Here is a 17,283-nt window from a genome sequence, read left to right as displayed (position 1 = left end):
CCCGAACTCCCGCCTGCGCTGTTACTGCTTCATGTTGATCATGACGTTTTCCTGCCACAGACGCGGCAGTGCTTTCACCGTCTTGTCCCAGGCTTCAGCGTCGGCGATCGGATGCGCGTTTTTATACTGTTCCTGCGGTAGCAACTTGGCTTTCACGTCATCCGGCAGAGTAATGTGCTGGGCGCGGATCGGGCGAGCGTAGCCGCGCGCCAGGTTGATCTGACCGGCGTCGGAGAAGATGTACTCACGCGCCAGTTTGGCGGCGTTCGGGTGTTTGGCGTATTTGTTGATGATGGTGGTGTAGCCGGAGATCACCGAACCGTCAGACGGGATCAAGACCTCGAAGCGATCCTTGTTGATCTTGTCGCGGTAGTTCAGGCCGTTAAAGTCCCATACCACGCCCACCTGCACTTCGCCTTTCTCGATATTGGCGATAGCCGGGTTGGTCAGACCGAGGCGGCCTTCTTTCGCCAGTTTGGCGAAGAAATCCAGCGCCGGTTTCATGTTCTTCTCGTTGCCTCCCAGCGCGAAACTGGCTGCCAGCACACCGCTGGAGGCTTGAGACGCGGTGCCGACATCGCCGATGGTCACCACGTATTTGCCTTTTTGCAGATCCGCCCAGCTATGCGGAATGTCTTTTACCTGCTGTTTATCGACGATAAACGCAATGGTGCCGGTGTAGGCCATCGCCCAGTGGCCGTCTTTGTCTTTCGCCCAGTCCGGCACCTGTTCCCAAGTGGTCGGCTTGTACGGCTGGCTCACGCCTTTCTGCACCGCTACCGGGCCGAAGGCCACGCCTACGTCGCCGATATCCGCGCTGGCGTTCTCTTTCTCAGCGGCGAACTTGGCGATCTCCTGCGCGGAAGACATGTCGGTATCGCTGTGTTTCAGGCCATATTTGGCGCTCAAATCATCCCAGGTATCTTTCCAGTTGGCCCAGCTGTCCGGCATACCGACGCTGTTAACTTCGCCTTCGGCGCGGGCAGCTTTTTCCAGCGCCGCCAGATCCTGCGCCATGACGGCACCCGAAAACAACGCGCTGCTGATTAATACAGAAGACAACAATTTTTTCATCATTATGCTCCATAGGAAGGGGAGTGATACGCTGTTGGTCTGATACTCTGCTGGTCTAGTCCAGCAATAAGTACGCCAATTCAGCACACGGCGATGAAGTTTTCATGTCAACAGTGTGACAAACAGGTTTCAGCACCAGCCTGCAAACGCCCACAAGCGGCATCTGATGCCTGTCGGCTTGGGATTTGCATCACCCCGACAAACATGCAACCTGATAGTCAAAAATCCCTGCTATGGTGCAGGCTGCACAACATCAAGGCTCTCACGATGATGAAAATACAACCGACCGCCGTCGCCCAGATTGCCGATGCGCTGCTCGAACGGATTCGCCGGGGCGAGTTCGCCCACGGGCGGTTGCCGTCCGAACGGGCGCTCAGCGAGCAGTTTTCTACCACCCGCATTACCCTGCGCGAAGCGCTCACCTTGCTGGAATCGCAGGGCATCATCTATCGTGAGCTGCGGCGCGGTTGGTTCATCTCACCGCCGCGGCTTAGCTATAATCCGCTGCACAGAAGTCACTTTCATGAAATGGCAGAAAAACAGGGGCGTAAAGCCACCACCGAAGTGCTGGATGCCGGTGTTATCGCAGCAAATGTGGCGATAGCCCGCCATCTGGAACTGGAGGAAGGTGCCGATATCTACCGTATCCGCCGTTTGCGGCGTCTCGACGGGCGCGCGGTGCTGTACGTGGAACACTACCTGAACCCGGCCTGGTTTCCGAACCTGCTGAAGAGCGACCTGACGCGCTCACTCACCCAGCTTTACCAGTCGCAATACGACATTCGTTACGGCCGGGTGCGTTTCACCATGCTGCCGACGCCACTGCCGCCAGTGGCCGCCCCAGCGTTAAAACTCGCGCCCGGTAGCCCGGCGCTGTTCATCACCCGCATCAACCGCGATCAGCACGACCGCATCATCGACTGCGACTGCGAATACTGGCGCTACGACGCGTTGTATATTGATGTGGAAGCGTGAGCCACAAGCCACGCGGGGAATAGGAAGACTACCGGACTACAACAGGCGGGAATCGAAAGAGAACGGCACCACCTGCAACGTGGATAACACCTGCTGCGCCTTTGGGTGTTCAGGGTTGAATAACGCGTTCCATTCGCCGGTCAGCGTGCTCGGCACCTTCAGCACCAGACTGACGCGCGACGCCAGCCATTCATCGCCGATCTGCCGGGTGGCGTCCGGCGGCGGATCCTGTTGCCAGTCAGCGGGCAAGGCATCCCGGCTTAATTCCATCACCAGCGTATCGGGCACCTCCACCGATAACAGAGAGAACGCAGGCAACATAGCCACGTCCCTCAGATGTACCAGCGTCTCCAGCAGGCACAGCGCGATGGTGCCGCCCAGATAGACGCAGGGAACGCCTTTGCTGTTCCAGCGCCCACCGTACAGTTTCGCGCCCGCGCCATCAAACGCCTGCGCCACAAATGTCTGCTTTACCAGGCGGTAAAACGTCGCCATCAGCTGATGACGCCGTGGCCGATACGGCCAATCAGATCCAGCACCGCTTCGGTGCCAGCTGGGGTTTTCAGCATGGCAGCCGGTGGTTGCCCACCCAGCGCCTTTGCAGGCTGATTCAGCCAGTCAACGGCTTTGACGTAATCATGATCGAACAGCCGGGCAGCGGCATCCAGCACCCGAACGCTGGCGTAAATTCGGGCACCCTGCTCCACCGACCAGGTTTTCTCCGGATGTTTCAACCGACGGTGGTAGGTGCTGCGATCGACGCCGACCAGCCGCAGCAAATACCCTTCATCCAGTTGCGCCTTATTGGCAGCCTCGCGGATGATGCTGACCGGCAAGCCTTCGCTGATCTGCTCATGCGCCCGCACCAGTGAAGAAGAGAGGGACAGAGCGGCTAAGATCCCCTCGTGCTCAAGTACACGGACGGTCGGTGTAAACAGCGCGGTCATAACCCCTCCTGATTCGTTGCAGTTGCAACATCAGTTTATTGCAACCGCACGGGAAACGCAAAATCCGCCGCCGACCTCCCAAAGACCGGCAAATCACGCTACTATAACGCCCCTTTATTTTCAGCCAGACAGTGAGTTCGTATCGTGATAAGTCCAGCCCCAACCGCTTTCGCCACCGGTGTGTCCCAGAAATTCTGGCACGGCCGCTTTAGCGTGGCCCCGATGCTGGACTGGACTGACCGTCATTGCCGCTACTTTCACCGGCTGCTGAGTCACAACGCGCTGTTGTACACCGAGATGGTGACCACCGGGGCGATTTTGCACGGCAAGGGCGACTATCTGGCCTACAGCGAGGAAGAGCATCCGCTGGCGTTGCAGCTCGGCGGCAGCGACCCGGCGGCGCTGGCACAATGCGCGCTGCTGGCACAACAGCGCGGCTATGACGAAATCCACCTCAACGTCGGCTGCCCGTCCGACCGGGTGCAAAATGGCCGTTTCGGTGCCTGCCTGATGGCGGAAGCGCAACTGGTGGCGGATTGCGTGAAAGCGATGCGCGAACGCGTCAGCATTCCAGTGACGGTCAAAACCCGCATCGGCATCGACGATCAGGACAGCTACGAATTTCTGTGCGACTTCATCCGTACCGTTTCCGAGCAGGGCGGCTGCGATACCTTCATCGTCCACGCCCGCAAAGCCTGGCTGTCCGGCCTGAGCCCGAAAGAAAACCGCGAGATCCCGCCGCTGGATTACCCGCGCGTCTACCAGCTCAAACGCGATTTCCCGTCGCTGACACTGGCGATTAACGGCGGCATCAAAACGCTGGCCGAGGCGCAGCAGCACCTGCAACACGTGGATGGCGTGATGGTGGGCCGCGAAGCCTATCAAAACCCCGGTATGCTGACGCAGGTCGACAGTGAACTGTTTGGTGCAGACGCGATTGCGCCGAGTCAGGCCGACGTGGTGCGGGCGATGTACCCGTATATCGAGCGCGAACTCTCCGGCGGTGCATCGTTAGGCCACATGACACGCCATATGCTCGGGCTGTTTCAGGGCGTGCCCGGCGCACGCCAGTGGCGGCGTTACCTGAGTGAGAATGCGCATAAGCCCGGTGCGGATGCCACCGTGGTGGAACGTGCGCTGGCGCTGGTTAATATCGCCTGAAAAAAACCAACTATTGGTATTTTTGACCAACCTTCTATCCCCACTCTTCTGTCTGTCGCTGATAAATCAATCACTTATCAGCGACGCATTCTGGCACGGTTCTTGTAATACTGCTCTTGTCATGAACGACGCTTTCCCCTGCGCAAGACGCGGTTTAACGGCTAAGGAGCACACCATGCTGGAAATTTTCTTCGTTATTGGCTTTTTTATCATGCTGCTGGTCACCGGCGTGTCGCTGCTGGGAGTCATGGCGGCGCTGGTGGTCGCTTCGGTGGCGATGCTGATTGGCGGGCTGTTTGCCGTGGCGATAAAAGTGCTGCCGTGGCTACTGTTGGCGGTCGTCGTAGTCTGGCTGTGGCGGCAGTTTCAGGACCGCCCGGCCTCCAATACGCACCGCTACAGCTACGATAAAAAATCGACCTTTCGTCACCGTCGTGGTGGGTGGTAATGCCTGAAAAGTCACACAACCTGCATGGCAGAGGGAAAGAGGGGCCATACCACGCCTGATGCAAAACTGTGCGCCAGCAGAGATTTTTTCCTTATCGCGGCTGCTAGGATGTCGCTCACTGTTTGGCTCTCCCTTTTCATGAAGACGTGAGCCGACCCTGTCATTTCATCATCGTCAGGAAAATAATAGCCGCCCAGCGGCACCTTCGTGACGATCACCACACTGTACCCTACACACAGTGGATGAAATTGGCGTCATGGCGACAGCCGTCCTGTGGAATAATGCCGACTCGACGAGGGTCGGTATTATTACCCGGTTCTACCGCTCCCTGATGTGATCGCACCGCAAAGAATCCCCTAGGTTATTGTCCTTCCCCCACCGGAGCCATCAAAAACGCCACCTGGATGACCCCATCAAGCCTCACTCGGGTTGAGGTCGTGGATGTAACCTCACGCGAAAACCGGTCGGGGTCATGGTGAAGGCAAAGCTCTCCATCACGTCCGACGCCGGTTGTTGCGCTTCAACACGAAACCGGCTGCACAGCGCATGAAACCCCTGTTTTATTTCCATTAACGCCAGCGACCGCCCTGGGCACATGCGCGGCCCGCCGCCAAATGGCTGAAGATCGGAAAACGACGCCTGTCCGCGCTCAAGCCAGCGCTCAGGCATGAAGTCACCGGGCTGATGGAATAAAGCCTCGTCAAATCCGCTTGCGTTCAGCATCAGTAGAAGGGGCGTTCCCTTTTTGATAAGGAAATCAGCAATAATGGTGTCTTTAACCGGCTCAAGGTAAAGCAGAGGCGCCACCGGTTTAAGCCGCATCGACTCATACATCACGGCGGTGAGCAGCGGCATTCGGGGCAAAGGCCACGGAAGGCCATTCCCCTCAGCCTCAGTCGCCTGCTGGCACTCTCTCACAACCTGCGTTTCCACCGCGGGTGAAGCACAAAGCAGAAAACTCATCCAGGCCAGCGTATTCGCCGTTGTGTCCTCCCCCGCCAGCAGCAGCGTAAACGCATTCGCCAGAATGTCCGCGTCCGCCATCGCCCCGTCTTTCTGCTGTTCTGCGATCATGATTTGCAGCATATTTTCAGGGGCGTCCATAAGCTGGGGAGACTGCTGGAGGCGTTCCCGCTGACGACCAATAAATTCGTTAAGCTGGTCGTGAATCAGGTTCAGGCTGGCATCAAACTGCTTATCCCGCGCCGTCTTGATATAACGCCATAACGGAATGGGAGAACCACAACGCTCATTAATCACCGGGAACAGGCGGCGTAAACTTTCCGATAGCGGATTCTCGCCCTGCTCCAGAATATTGATATCCTCGCCAAAAGCTAACAGCGACGTGATATCTACGGTATAGCGCTTAAATTCATCCACCAGAGAAACCACCTCCCCGGTTTCAGCCAGTTTGGCGAAACGTTCTGACAGGCGAGCGGTGACTTTCCTGAGACTGGGGTAGAAATGTTTCAGATGCGCAGGCTGAAACATCGGCTCGGTCAATTTCCGATGATGCATCCATCGTGTGCCTTCCGCAGAGAACACACCGTTCAACCCGGCCTCCTGAAAAACGGATTCAATACTGCTTATACGGCGAAAATCGTCAGGGCGGGCCTTCATGATGGTACGAATCCATTCTGAATCGGCGATCACCATCGCTGGCGTGAGTCCCAGCCTTAAGCGGTAAAAAAGGCCATAACGTTGTTTCCATCGCAGCATCTGCAAATGGATGTCAGGCCGTTTTAAATACTCAACATGCCCGAGGATACTTCTGGCCGGGGGCGCTGGCAGTTGCCGGATTGATCTCATGCTCGATGTTCTCCCTACTCAGGTGATAAGTGACCTGCGAAACAGCAACGACGGTGATCCCGAAGAGATAAGGAGGGAAGGAATGGCAAATAATGACGGTACGCGGAAAACGACGGTAACCGTTAACCGTGCGTACGCCCGGTTTACCGGGGCATAATTGACGTTATACAACATTCGTACTGGGTCACATCGTACCGATCGGCAGATTAAAAAATAAACATACCCCTGTGACTTTTTTGTTAATAAGTAATACACCGGCACGGGCAGGAAGAAGGGGGCGCGGAGCGCCTTTCCTTGTGTTTTCACACCGGGAAAGGCACCAGTTCAGACAGATATCGGGGAGCTTACCCCTGAGAAACGGAGCCAGGAATCAGCAGGCATGACCCCTGAGTACTGCGGCTTTCTAACGCACGGTGAGCAGACTGGGCATCTTCCAACGCGAACTTCTGGTTGTCCGGCACGTCCACGTTAATGGCACCACTGGCGATCAGTGAGAACAACTCACGGCTGGCCTGCTCCAGCTCCTGACGAGTGGTGATGTAGCTGAACAACGATGGTCGGGTAACGTACAGCGACCCTTTCTGATTAAGAATGCCGAGATTCACCCCGGTGACCGGGCCAGACGCATTACCGAAACTGACCATCAACCCGCGACGCTTCAGGCAGTTAAGCGAAGCTTCCCAGGTATCTTTACCCACCGAGTCATACACAACCGCGACTTTTTCTTCATGGGTCAGTTCCAGCACCCGCTGAACGATATCTTCCTTGCGGTAGTTAATGGTGGCCCAGGCACCCGCCTGTTTCGCCAGTTCCGCCTTGTGGTCAGAACCGACGGTGCCGATGAGCTTCGCCCCCAGCGCTTTCGCCCACTGGCAGGCAATTAACCCGACGCCACCCGCCGCCGCATGAAACAGAAACACCTCGCCCGGTTTCACGTCATAGGTCTGGCGCAGCAGGTAGTACACCGTCAGCCCTTTCAGGAATGAGGCCGCTGCCTGCTCAAAGCTGATGTCATCCGGTAGCAGCGCGACTTTGTCCGCCGGAACATTGTGCCGTTCGCTGTAAGCGCCGAGCGCCGACTGGGCGTACACCACGCGGTCACCCACCTTGAGATGTTTTACGTTGGCCCCGGCTTTCACCACCACACCCGCAGCTTCGGTGCCCAAACCGGAGGGAAACGACGGCGGTGAATACAGCCCGGAGCGAAAATAGGTATCGATAAAGTTAATGCCGATGGCGCGGTTTTCCACCTGAACGTCGTTAAGACCCGGCTCGCGCGGCGTGTAATCCACATACTCCAGCACCCCCGGCCCGCCGTGGTCGCTGAACTGAATACGTTTTGCCATGATGATCTCCTCGCTCTATCGTGTGTGCCCGGTGATGTCATCGGACAATATGTCATTCCTGAGTTTAGGATATACAATGCTCCCACCCCTAAAGGTAAATCAACCAGTAAAGAACGCGTTTCATGGCAGAAAAAAAACCAACTAAACCGGCAGAATCCCGCGACCGTCAGGTAGAAGGGCTAAAACTCCCGCCCCATTCCATCGAAGCGGAACAGTCGGTGCTAGGGGGGTTGATGCTCGACAACGAGCGTTGGGACAACGTCGCCGAGCGCGTTGTCGCCGCAGATTTCTTCAACCGCGCCCACCGGCTGATCTTTAACGAGATGCAGCGCCTGCTGGAAATGAGCAAACCCATTGACCTGATCACCCTGTCAGAGTCGCTGGAACAAAAAGGCGAGCTGGAATCCGCCGGTGGTTTCGCCTACCTGGCGGAACTGGCGAAAAACACCCCCAGTGCCGCCAATATCGGCGCGTATGCCGACATCGTGCGCGAACGTGCGGTAGTGCGTGAAATGATCGCCGTCGCCAACGAGATAGCCGACGCCGGTTACGACCCGCAAGGCCGCAGCAGTGAAGACCTGCTGGATCTGGCCGAATCCCGCGTGTTTCAGATAGCGGAAAACCGTGCCAGCAAGGATGAAGGGCCGAAAAGCATCGACCGCATTCTGGAAGACACCGTTTCGCGCATCGAACAGCTTTACCAACGCCCGCACGACGGCGTGACCGGCGTGTCCAGCGGCTATCAGGATCTGGACAAGAAAACCGCCGGGTTGCAGAAATCGGATTTGATCATTGTGGCGGCGCGTCCCTCCATGGGGAAAACCACCTTCGCCATGAACCTGTGCGAAAACGCCGCCATGACGCAGGAAAAGCCGGTGCTGATCTTCAGTCTGGAAATGCCCGGCGAGCAGATCATGATGCGTATGCTGGCGTCGCTGTCGCGCGTGGACCAAACCCGCATTCGTACCGGTCAGCTCGACGACGAAGACTGGGCGCGCATCTCCAGCACCATGGGGCTGCTGCTGGAAAAGCGCAACATGTACATCGACGACTCCTCCGGCCTGACACCGACCGAAGTACGTTCCCGCGCCCGCCGGGTATTCCGCGAGCACGACGGCCTGAGCCTGATCATGATCGACTACCTACAGTTGATGCGGGTGCCGTCGTTGTCCGATAACCGAACGCTGGAAATCGCCGAAATTTCCCGTTCACTCAAAGCGTTGGCAAAAGAATTGCAAGTGCCGGTCATCGCGCTGTCGCAGCTCAACCGTAGTCTGGAACAGCGCGCCGATAAACGTCCGGTCAACTCCGACCTGCGTGAATCCGGCTCCATCGAGCAGGACGCCGACTTGATCATGTTTATCTACCGTGACGAGGTGTATCACGAAAACAGCGATCTGAAAGGCATCGCTGAAATCATTTTAGGGAAGCAGCGTAACGGGCCGATCGGCACCGTTCGCCTGACCTTTAACGGGCAGTGGTCGCGTTTCGATAATTACGCCGGACCACAATATGATGATGAATAACCGCATGACGATGAATAACCGTCGATAATGAATAACCGTCAATGACGAATAAACGCACTAAGGACTCAGAATGAAAACGGCAACCGCCGTCATTGATCGTCAGGCTTTGCGCCATAATCTGCACCAGATCCGGCAGATGGCCCCGCAAAGTCGGCTGATCGCCATAGTCAAAGCCAACGCTTACGGACACGGTGCCGTAGAAGCTGCCTGCGCCTTTTCCGACGCCGACGGTTACGGCGTTTCCCGCCTTAGCGAAGCGCTGGCACTGCGCGCCGCCGGTATCACCAAACCCATCCTGCTGCTGGAGGGTTTTTTTGCCGCTGACGAGTTGCCATTGCTGGCCGAACACCAGTTGGAAACCGCCGTGCACTGCGAAGAACAACTGGTAGCACTGGAACAGGCGCGCCTGCCGCACCCACTGACGGTATGGATGAAGCTCGACACCGGTATGCACCGTCTCGGTGTGCTGCCGGAACAAGCCGAAGCTTTTTACGCCCGGTTGTGCGCCTGCGCCAGTGTGGTGCAACCGGTGAACATCATGAGTCACTTTTGCCGCGCCGATGAACCGCAAGCGGGCACGACTCAGCGTCAGCTCGACTGCTTCGACGCCTTTGTGCAAGACAAGCCGGGCCGCCAGTCCATCGCCGCCTCCGGCGGTATTCTGTTATGGCCGCAGGCTCACCGCGACCAGATTCGACCCGGTATTATCCAATACGGTGTCTCACCGTTGGCGCAGGGCGACGCCAGCCAATGGCAGCTCAAACCGGCGATGACGCTAACGTCACACCTGATTGCGGTGCGCGAGCATCGTGCCGGTGAAGCGGTCGGCTACGGCAGCACCTGGACCAGCCCACGCAACACCCGGCTGGGCGTGGTGGCGATAGGCTATGGCGATGGTTATCCGCGTGACGCCAAAAGCGGCACCCCGGTGTGGATTAACGGCCGTGAAGTGCCGCTGTCCGGCCGGGTTTCCATGGATATGATTACCGTTGATCTGGGGCCAGACGCACAAGACAAGGTTGGCGATGAGGTAATTTTGTGGGGCGGTCCGCTACCGGTGGAAAGCATTGCCGCCCACACCGGCATCAGCGCTTATGAACTGATTACCCGCCTGACCAGCCGCACCCGGCTGGAGTACATCGGCTAGCCCCAACGTTCGTTGTTCAATACCGAGCCTTTCATACGCAAAAAGCCCGAACCTCGGATCATCCGGGGCTCGGGCTTTCTTACTTACCGTCAGGAAAATCGGTGACGAATAAATCAGCGATTAAAGCCGTCGGCAATCAGCAATTAATTGTACAGTTCGGCCACACCGTGCAGCTGTTCATCACCCGTTGCAGTGATGATACGGAAAGATTTAGCACCAGCGGCATCAGCTTTGGCAGACAACTGAGCCTGCAAGTCATCCAGCGTATATCCGGTGGCGGAAACGCTGCCCACCCCGCTGTTCTGTGCGGTCTGCACTTCAGTGGCAGCCATAGAGCCGAAAGAAAGCGTAGCCAGAGCGACAGCAGCAACAACAGTTTTGATAGATTTCATGGTAAGCCTCTTCACATTAATCAGGTTGGGAAGGCTTGACTGCCTTCGATGTGAAGCAGAATAGCGCTGTTAGCAGGCTGTTAAAATCGGGTTAATTTGCTGTCATCTCTCAAAAAAATTGAATAAAAAAAGCACCAAAAGATAAGCAAAAACTATCCAATGGTGCGTAATGGCGAGATATTCTCCCGCCATATACACTTCACTATATTGACTTACATTGGTTTACACAACAATAGCAAACTTTTATTCCGCCTTACCCAACCATTCAGAAATTATTCTCTGGTATTCCCCAGTTGCTTTGGTCAGGTGCAACCACTGATCCACGTACAGCTTCCAGCTCATGTCGTCACGCGGCAACATATAGGCTTTTTCACCGTACTGCATCGGCGAGGACGGATTGACCGCGCACAGTTGCGGATAGCGTTTCTGCTGGTACAACGCTTCCGAAGCATCGGTAATCATGACGTCCGCCTGCTTGTCCACCAGTTGCTGAAAGATGGTCACGTTGTCATGCAGCATCAGGTTAGCCTGTGGCAAATGGGCATGAACAAACGCCTCGTTGGTGCCACCAGCCGGTTCGATTACCCGCACCGACGGCTGATTAATCTGCGTTATCGTCTGATACTTGCGCTTGTCGTCACAACGCACCAGCGGGATCTTGCCGTCCACGTCCAGCATATTGGAGAAAAACGCCTTTTTCTGACGCTCCAGCGTCACGGAAATGCCCCCCATGGCGATATCGCACTTGCCGGACTGAAAATCCGGCATCAGGGTTTTCCAGCTGGTTTTTACCCACTCCACCTTCACGCCCAGGCTTTTAGCCAACGACTGCGCCATCGCAATATCGATCCCTTCGTAGTCGCCAGTGGCACTCAGCGAGGTATATGGCCTATAGTCACCAGTGGTACACACCTTCAGCCCCCCTTGCTCCTGCACCTGATCGAGATGAGATGCAGCGCTGGCAGTACCGGCCAACCCCAGTAACAGAATGAGTGAAAAACGCTTTTTCATGATATTTCCTTGCAAGTCACGCCTGTCAGGCAAAAACGCTACTGTAGCACGCCGCTATGCTGGCGATACGCCTCCGCGGATGCCGTTACCCCAGCATCCGCGGATTCAGGCTTATTCCGCTGCCAATGCGCGAACCGCCCCTCTTCTCTTTTTGATGGCATAACCCGCCCCCAGCGCCAGCAGCCAGAACGGAATCAGCCACACGGAGATCTGGATACCCGGCGTCATCGCCATGATCACCAGAATCCCGGCCAGAAACAGCAGACACAGGATGTTGGTGAGCGGGTAGCCCAGACTTTTGAAGCGGGTTTGCTGTTGCGCGCGCTGTTTGGCCTGACGGAATTTCAGGTGAGTAATGCTGATCATCGCCCAGTTGATCACCAACGCCGACACCACCAGCGCCATCAGCAGTTCAAACGCCTTGCCCGGCATCAGGTAGTTGAGCAGTACGCACAGCGCCGTCGCCAACGCCGAGACACCGAGCGACACCAGCGGAATACCACGGCGATTGACCGTCAGCAGCGCGCGCGGCGCGTTCCCCTGCTGCGCCAGCCCGAACAGCATCCGGCTGTTGCAGTACACACAACTGTTGTAAACCGACAGGGCGGCGGACAGCACCACCAGATTCAGCACGTTCGCCACCAGGTTGCTGTCCAGCGCGTGGAAAATCAGCACGAACGGGCTGCCGCCTTCCACCACTTTTTGCCACGGATACAGCGACAACAGCACCGCCAGCGCGCCTACATAAAACAGCAGGATGCGGTAAATCACCTGATTGGTGGCGCGCGGAATGCTCCTTTGCGGGTCATCCGCTTCGGCCGCCGTAATCCCCACCAGCTCCAGCCCGCCAAAGGAAAACATGATCACCGCCATCGCCATCACCATGCCGCTGACGCCGTTCGGGAAGAAACCGCCGTGCTGCCACAGGTTGGCGACGTTGGCTTCCGGCCCGCCGTGACCACTAAACAGCAGATAACCACCAAACACGATCATGCCGATAATTGCCGCCACCTTAATGATGGCAAACCAGAATTCCAGCTCACCGTAGACTTTGACGTTGCTCAGATTGATGGCATTGATGGCGACAAAGAACACCGCCGCCGATACCCAGGTGGGCACCGTAGGCCACCAGTACTGGATGTAGATGCCCACCGCGCTCAGTTCCGCCATGCTCACCAGCACGTACAGCACCCAGTAATTCCAGCCGGACATAAACCCGGCAAAATTACCCCAATATTGGTTGGCAAAATGGCTGAATGAACCGGCCACCGGCTCCTCCACCACCATCTCACCCAGTTGGCGCATAATGAAAAAAGCGATCACACCCGCGATGGCGTAACCAAGCAGTACCGATGGCCCGGCCATGCGAATCGTCTGTGCGATGCCAAGAAACAAACCGGTGCCGACCGCCCCGCCCAGCGCGATGAGCTGGATATGCCGGTTCTTCAGCCCCCGTTTCAATTGATTATCTTGCTGTGTGTCCATCACCCATCCCCCAGGAAGTGGTTTAATTCATTTGAAGTAATCACACCGTCACAGCAATTATCAGGCCAACCACGTCATCACCGGCCACGGCAGTCTGTTTAAAGCACTTAACAAATTGAATTAATTTAGAAAAAGTCTCACATTCACGATTTTTGCACAAAAATAGGCATCACATTGATTTGGTGCGAAAAATCCTCTTTTTTTGCATGAAATCACCCACAAAGCCAGTTGGCATACACTAAAATGAACCAGGGTGGTGCAGCCAGTCAGACGGAAAAACGTGCTGGCGGCATAAGATGGCAAACAACAAACTTCCGGAAGCAAAAAAAGCTGATAGTCTGTATTTTTGTGCTTCTGGCAAGGCAGGGCTATGTACAACATTGATGATTTTGATCTGAAGATCCTCACACTGCTGCAGGCGAACGGACGCCTTACCAATCAGGAACTTAGCTCTCTGGTTGGGTTGTCTGCCTCACAGTGTTCTCGTCGTCGTATTGCCCTCGAACAGGCGCAACTGATTCTCGGGTATCACGCCCGGCTGGCACCGGATGCGGTTGGGCTGGAAGTGATGGGCCTGATTGAAGTGCGATTAATCAACCACACTCAGGAATGCGTGGACAGCTTTCACCAGATGCTGGGCGAAGTCGACGCCATTATCGACGCCTACAAAACCACCGGTGACGCGGATTACATGCTGAAAGTGGCGGTGGCGGATTTGCACGGCCTGAGCGCGTTAATCAGCCAGATTCTGGCACGCAACAAAAGCGTCGCCCACCTGAAAACCTCAGTGGTGCTCAACCGCCTGAAAGAGAACGGCCTGATGGCACCGACTACCGTGTTGCCCTAAATCGGTGCGGCCGCTGCTTCCACACGGTGCACGAGCGCATGACTCTTGCACCAAAAACAAAACAAGCACACATCTCAACCCATAAAAACCAAAATAACGCACATATCACGCATAATAAATTCATCCCATGCATTCAATGCGTTATCTATTCCCCCGTACAGAAAATCTGCAAACGATACCTGCCGCCATCACGGCTGGTGCGCTTTTTGCTTGAAAAGACAGGTATTCTTTTTTATCGGGTGCTTTTCTATGGATAACGTCATTTCCCCTCAACCGGTTTCACATACGCTGCTGGAAGACGTTCTGGCGCTGCTTATCGGCACCCTGATGGTGTCTTTCGGGGTTATTATGCTGCGTCAGGCAGGAGCGCTGACCGGCGGCACCGCCGGAATGGCGTTTCTGTTGCACTACGCCACCCATATCTCGTTTGGCACCGCATTCTTTCTGCTTAATTTGCCGTTTTATTACCTCGCCATTCGGCGAATGGGTTGGCAATTCACGATCAAAACCTTCTGCGCGGTAGCGATGGTGTCGCTGTTTTCCGACCTGCACCCGTTATTCATCCACTTTGATCACCTGCAACCGATTTACGCCACACTATTTGGCAACCTGATTATGGGGCTGGGGTTCATTGTGCTGTTCCGTCATCGCGCCAGTCTGGGCGGGGTGAATATTCTGGCGCTCTATTTACAGGACAAAAGTGGAATCCGCGCCGGAAAATTCCAAATGGCGGTGGATGTAACCATTGTGCTGACTTCCCTGTTCGTGGTAAGCATACCGATGCTGATCGCATCTGTGCTGGGGGCGGCGGCGCTGAATCTTATCATCGCCATGAATCACCGACCTGGCCGTTATACCGCCTAGCGAACAGCTTGACCCTTTATATCTCAGGAGAGTTACCGACCGTGTTCCAAAATGTTGACGCCTACGCTGGCGACCCTATCCTGTCCCTGATGGAAAAATTCAAGCAAGACCCGCGTACTGACAAAGTAAACCTCAGCATCGGGCTGTATTACGACGGGCAGGGCGTCATTCCTCAGTTACAGGCGGTCAGCGCCGCGGAAACACAGATGCAGGCCGAGCCGCAGCAGGCGTCAGTCTACCTGCCGATGGAAGGGTTAGCCGCCTACCGCAGTGCGGTGCAAACGTTATTATTCGGTGAGCACCACCCGGCACTCACCGCACAACGTATCGCCACCATCCAGACGTTGGGCGGTTCTGGCGCGTTAAAAGTCGGTGCCGATTTCCTTAAACGCTATTTTCCGGATTCCGAAGTCTGGGTCAGCGACCCGACCTGGGAAAACCACATCGCCATCTTCTCCGGCGCGGGCTTTACGGTGCACACCTACCCGTACTTTGACGCCGACACGCTGGGCGTCAACGTGGAAAAGATGATCGATGCCCTGAAACAGTTGCCGCCGCGCAGCATCGTGCTGCTGCATCCGTGCTGCCACAACCCAACCGGCTCAGACCTGACCCACGCCGAGTGGGACCGCGTCATCGAAGTGCTGATCAAAGGCGAACTGGTGCCGTTCCTTGATATCGCCTATCAGGGTTTTGGCGGCGGCATGGACGACGATGCTTATGCTATCCGCGCTATCGCCAGCGCCGGGCTGCCCGCACTGGTCAGCAACTCGTTTTCCAAAATCTTCTCGCTGTATGGCGAGCGCGTCGGCGGGTTGTCGGTGGTGTGTGAAGACCAGGACGCCGCGGCTCGCGTGCTGGGCCAGTTGAAAGCCACCGTGCGCCGCAACTACTCCAGCCCGCCGAACTTTGGTGCGCAGGTGGTATCGCGCGTACTGAATGACAAGGCACTCAACGCCAGTTGGCACGCAGAAGTAGAAGCCATGCGCCTGCGTATTTTGGCAATGCGCCAGACGCTGGTAGACGAACTGAAAAAAGCGCTGCCGGATCGCAACTTCGACTACCTGCTGACCCAGCGCGGTATGTTCAGCTACACCGGTTTCAGCGCCGCACAGGTAGACCGCCTGCGTGAAGAGTTCGGTGTCTACCTTATCGCCAGCGGCCGCGTATGCATCGCGGGCCTGAACCACCACAACGTACAGCGCGTCGCTGCTGCCTTCGCCGCCGTACAGTAAGTTATTCCTTTCACTTTTTTTACGCCCTTTCCCCCAGCCGGTAACGGTTGGGGGATTTTTTTCCTTGCAGGAAACGGCTATGCCCGCCGGGGATGGGCTGTTGACACACAGCCGGGGTGCTGCTGGCGAATGTGTTTGTCGAATGTATGTGGGGGCGGTGGGTGGTTTCGTGCGGGATAAACCGTGTCACTTCTTTGCCACATCATCGCACGCACGACAAGGAGAGGTGCAAGCGCCACCTCTCCTTGACCTCTGGCTTGATGGCTAAACTACGCCGCTAACGCGGTGCCTTCGGCGTTCGCCTTCGCTGTTCGGACCGCCCATTACGCGTTCCTTACGCGGAATGGGCTTGCACGGCATCCATGCCGTGCATCCGGCGAAGTCGCCCACCTCAGCGTAGTTTTTAACGCCAGTAAACCCGTCAACCTCTGCCTGTACGGCAGTGAACCCGGCGGTGCTACGACCAGCTCTCCGCGTAATTTCTAAGCTGCCTATGCGGCAGTGAACATCTCGTTCCTGACTCGAATGGCTGAAATGGTTTTCTAAGCTGCCTATGCGGCAGTGAACGGGCGTAGCACCGTAGCGGCGTTGATTGTCCGTTTCTAAGCTGCCTATGCGGCAGTGAACAGCTTGCCGGTGCGCAGCGTTTCGCTGGTGTTTTTCTAAGCTGCCTATGCGGCAGTGAACGCTTACGTTAGCGCACACGACTGCGCAACGATTTTCTAAGCTGCCTATGCGGCAGTGAACGTCTAGAAGTTGAACGAGATTACATCAAAAAATTTCTAAGCTGCCTATGCGGCAGTGAACTGCTCTAGCAATGTCAGACACTCAAATATAGCTTTCTAAGCTGCCTATGCGGCAGTGAACATCGCGCCGTAAATGCCTGCACTGTCGTGAATTTTCTAAGCTGCCTATGCGGCAGTGAACACACACGAATTTACGTGGACCGATTAACCATCTTTCTAAGCTGCCTATGCGGCAGTGAACAGATGGAATTGATGTAATTAATGACCAAA

General features: G+C 56.1%; 17 protein-coding genes and 1 CRISPR repeat array (1 of these 18 running past the window's edge). Of the genes, 8 read left to right on the top strand and 9 right to left on the bottom strand.

Annotated elements, in window-relative coordinates:
- Nucleotides 1–21 precede the first annotated feature (21 nt).
- The gene (locus tag OB87_RS09335) at nucleotides 22–1,074 is read right to left on the bottom strand and encodes an ABC transporter substrate-binding protein (RefSeq protein WP_033569171.1); all 1,053 of its coding nucleotides are present in this window, start codon (nucleotides 1,072–1,074) and stop codon (nucleotides 22–24) included.
- A 267-nt stretch (nucleotides 1,075–1,341) separates the two neighbouring features.
- Here OB87_RS09335 and OB87_RS09330 point away from each other — a divergent pair, with 267 nt between their 5' ends.
- A complete protein-coding gene (locus OB87_RS09330) occupies nucleotides 1,342–2,049 on the top strand; it encodes a UTRA domain-containing protein (protein ID WP_033569170.1) in 708 nt (235 codons plus the stop codon).
- A 36-nt stretch (nucleotides 2,050–2,085) separates the two neighbouring features.
- Here OB87_RS09330 and OB87_RS09325 read toward each other — a convergent pair whose 3' ends face one another.
- Together OB87_RS09325 and parS are read right to left on the bottom strand one after the other, a co-directional pair.
- The gene (locus OB87_RS09325) at nucleotides 2,086–2,544 is read right to left on the bottom strand and encodes an RES family NAD+ phosphorylase (protein ID WP_033569169.1); all 459 of its coding nucleotides are present in this window, start codon (nucleotides 2,542–2,544) and stop codon (nucleotides 2,086–2,088) included.
- Nucleotides 2,544–2,996 (bottom strand): type II RES/Xre toxin-antitoxin system antitoxin, encoded by a 453-nt coding sequence (parS, locus tag OB87_RS09320; RefSeq protein WP_033569168.1) that lies wholly within the window; start codon nucleotides 2,994–2,996, stop codon nucleotides 2,544–2,546. Before parS ends, OB87_RS09325 begins: the two co-directional genes overlap by 1 nt.
- Nucleotides 2,997–3,140: 144 nt before the next feature.
- Between parS and dusA the strand changes: the two genes are divergently transcribed.
- Both dusA and pspG read left to right on the top strand, forming a co-directional pair.
- Nucleotides 3,141–4,157: a tRNA dihydrouridine(20/20a) synthase DusA gene (dusA, locus tag OB87_RS09315; RefSeq protein ID WP_081977375.1), complete on the top strand. Its 1,017-nt coding sequence runs from the start codon at nucleotides 3,141–3,143 to the stop codon at nucleotides 4,155–4,157.
- A gap of 175 nt (nucleotides 4,158–4,332) precedes the next feature.
- Nucleotides 4,333–4,605: an envelope stress response protein PspG gene (gene pspG / locus OB87_RS09310; protein WP_033569166.1), complete on the top strand. Its 273-nt coding sequence runs from the start codon at nucleotides 4,333–4,335 to the stop codon at nucleotides 4,603–4,605.
- An 11-nt stretch (nucleotides 4,606–4,616) separates the two neighbouring features.
- Here pspG and OB87_RS09305 read toward each other — a convergent pair whose 3' ends face one another.
- From OB87_RS09305 to OB87_RS09295, 3 genes are all read right to left on the bottom strand, one after another.
- On the bottom strand, nucleotides 4,617–4,826 hold the full coding sequence (locus OB87_RS09305) for a hypothetical protein (RefSeq protein WP_033569165.1): 210 nt from the start codon (nucleotides 4,824–4,826) through the stop codon (nucleotides 4,617–4,619).
- Between the two features lie 199 nt (nucleotides 4,827–5,025).
- Nucleotides 5,026–6,414, bottom strand: a complete 1,389-nt coding sequence (locus OB87_RS09300) for a cytochrome P450 (RefSeq protein ID WP_033569164.1) — start codon at nucleotides 6,412–6,414, stop codon at nucleotides 5,026–5,028.
- Between the two features lie 344 nt (nucleotides 6,415–6,758).
- Nucleotides 6,759–7,760: a quinone oxidoreductase gene (locus OB87_RS09295; RefSeq protein ID WP_033569163.1), complete on the bottom strand. Its 1,002-nt coding sequence runs from the start codon at nucleotides 7,758–7,760 to the stop codon at nucleotides 6,759–6,761.
- Nucleotides 7,761–7,882: 122 nt separating this feature from the next.
- On the opposite strand from OB87_RS09295, the gene dnaB reads away from it, so the two are divergent.
- Nucleotides 7,883–9,286 (top strand): replicative DNA helicase, encoded by a 1,404-nt coding sequence (gene dnaB, locus OB87_RS09290; RefSeq protein WP_033569162.1) that lies wholly within the window; start codon nucleotides 7,883–7,885, stop codon nucleotides 9,284–9,286.
- 70 nt (nucleotides 9,287–9,356) lie between these two features.
- Entirely contained in the window at nucleotides 9,357–10,433 is a 1,077-nt protein-coding gene (gene alr / locus OB87_RS09285; protein ID WP_033569161.1) for an alanine racemase, read from the top strand.
- A gap of 143 nt (nucleotides 10,434–10,576) precedes the next feature.
- Here the strand turns inward: alr and bhsA are convergent, their stop codons facing one another.
- The 3 genes from bhsA to OB87_RS09270 form a co-directional block, all read right to left on the bottom strand.
- Entirely contained in the window at nucleotides 10,577–10,825 is a 249-nt protein-coding gene (gene bhsA, locus OB87_RS09280) for a multiple stress resistance protein BhsA (RefSeq protein ID WP_033569160.1), read from the bottom strand.
- 243 nt (nucleotides 10,826–11,068) lie between these two features.
- Nucleotides 11,069–11,836, bottom strand: a complete 768-nt coding sequence (locus tag OB87_RS09275) for a transporter substrate-binding domain-containing protein (RefSeq protein WP_033569159.1) — start codon at nucleotides 11,834–11,836, stop codon at nucleotides 11,069–11,071.
- Between the two features lie 111 nt (nucleotides 11,837–11,947).
- Entirely contained in the window at nucleotides 11,948–13,321 is a 1,374-nt protein-coding gene (locus OB87_RS09270; RefSeq protein WP_033569158.1) for an amino acid permease, read from the bottom strand.
- Between the two features lie 370 nt (nucleotides 13,322–13,691).
- Here OB87_RS09270 and OB87_RS09265 point away from each other — a divergent pair, with 370 nt between their 5' ends.
- From OB87_RS09265 to OB87_RS09255, 3 genes are all read left to right on the top strand, one after another.
- Nucleotides 13,692–14,168 carry an Lrp/AsnC family transcriptional regulator gene (locus tag OB87_RS09265; protein WP_033569157.1) on the top strand — a complete coding sequence of 159 codons (477 nt, stop codon included), beginning with the start codon at nucleotides 13,692–13,694 and terminating at the stop codon, nucleotides 14,166–14,168.
- Nucleotides 14,169–14,417: 249 nt separating this feature from the next.
- On the top strand, nucleotides 14,418–15,032 hold the full coding sequence (locus OB87_RS09260; RefSeq protein ID WP_033569156.1) for a YitT family protein: 615 nt from the start codon (nucleotides 14,418–14,420) through the stop codon (nucleotides 15,030–15,032).
- Between the two features lie 41 nt (nucleotides 15,033–15,073).
- Nucleotides 15,074–16,267 (top strand): amino acid aminotransferase, encoded by a 1,194-nt coding sequence (locus OB87_RS09255; protein ID WP_033569155.1) that lies wholly within the window; start codon nucleotides 15,074–15,076, stop codon nucleotides 16,265–16,267.
- A gap of 479 nt (nucleotides 16,268–16,746) precedes the next feature.
- A CRISPR array of direct repeats spans nucleotides 16,747–17,283; the repeat unit is 28 nt; unit sequence TTTCTAAGCTGCCTATGCGGCAGTGAAC; it runs 511 nt beyond the window's last position.

It is taken from the genome of Dickeya undicola, from assembly GCF_000784735.1.
GTDB lineage: Bacteria > Pseudomonadota > Gammaproteobacteria > Enterobacterales > Enterobacteriaceae > Dickeya > Dickeya undicola.
The sequence above is the reverse complement of the archived record's forward strand: the minus strand, read 5'-3'. Positions and strand labels throughout refer to the sequence as shown.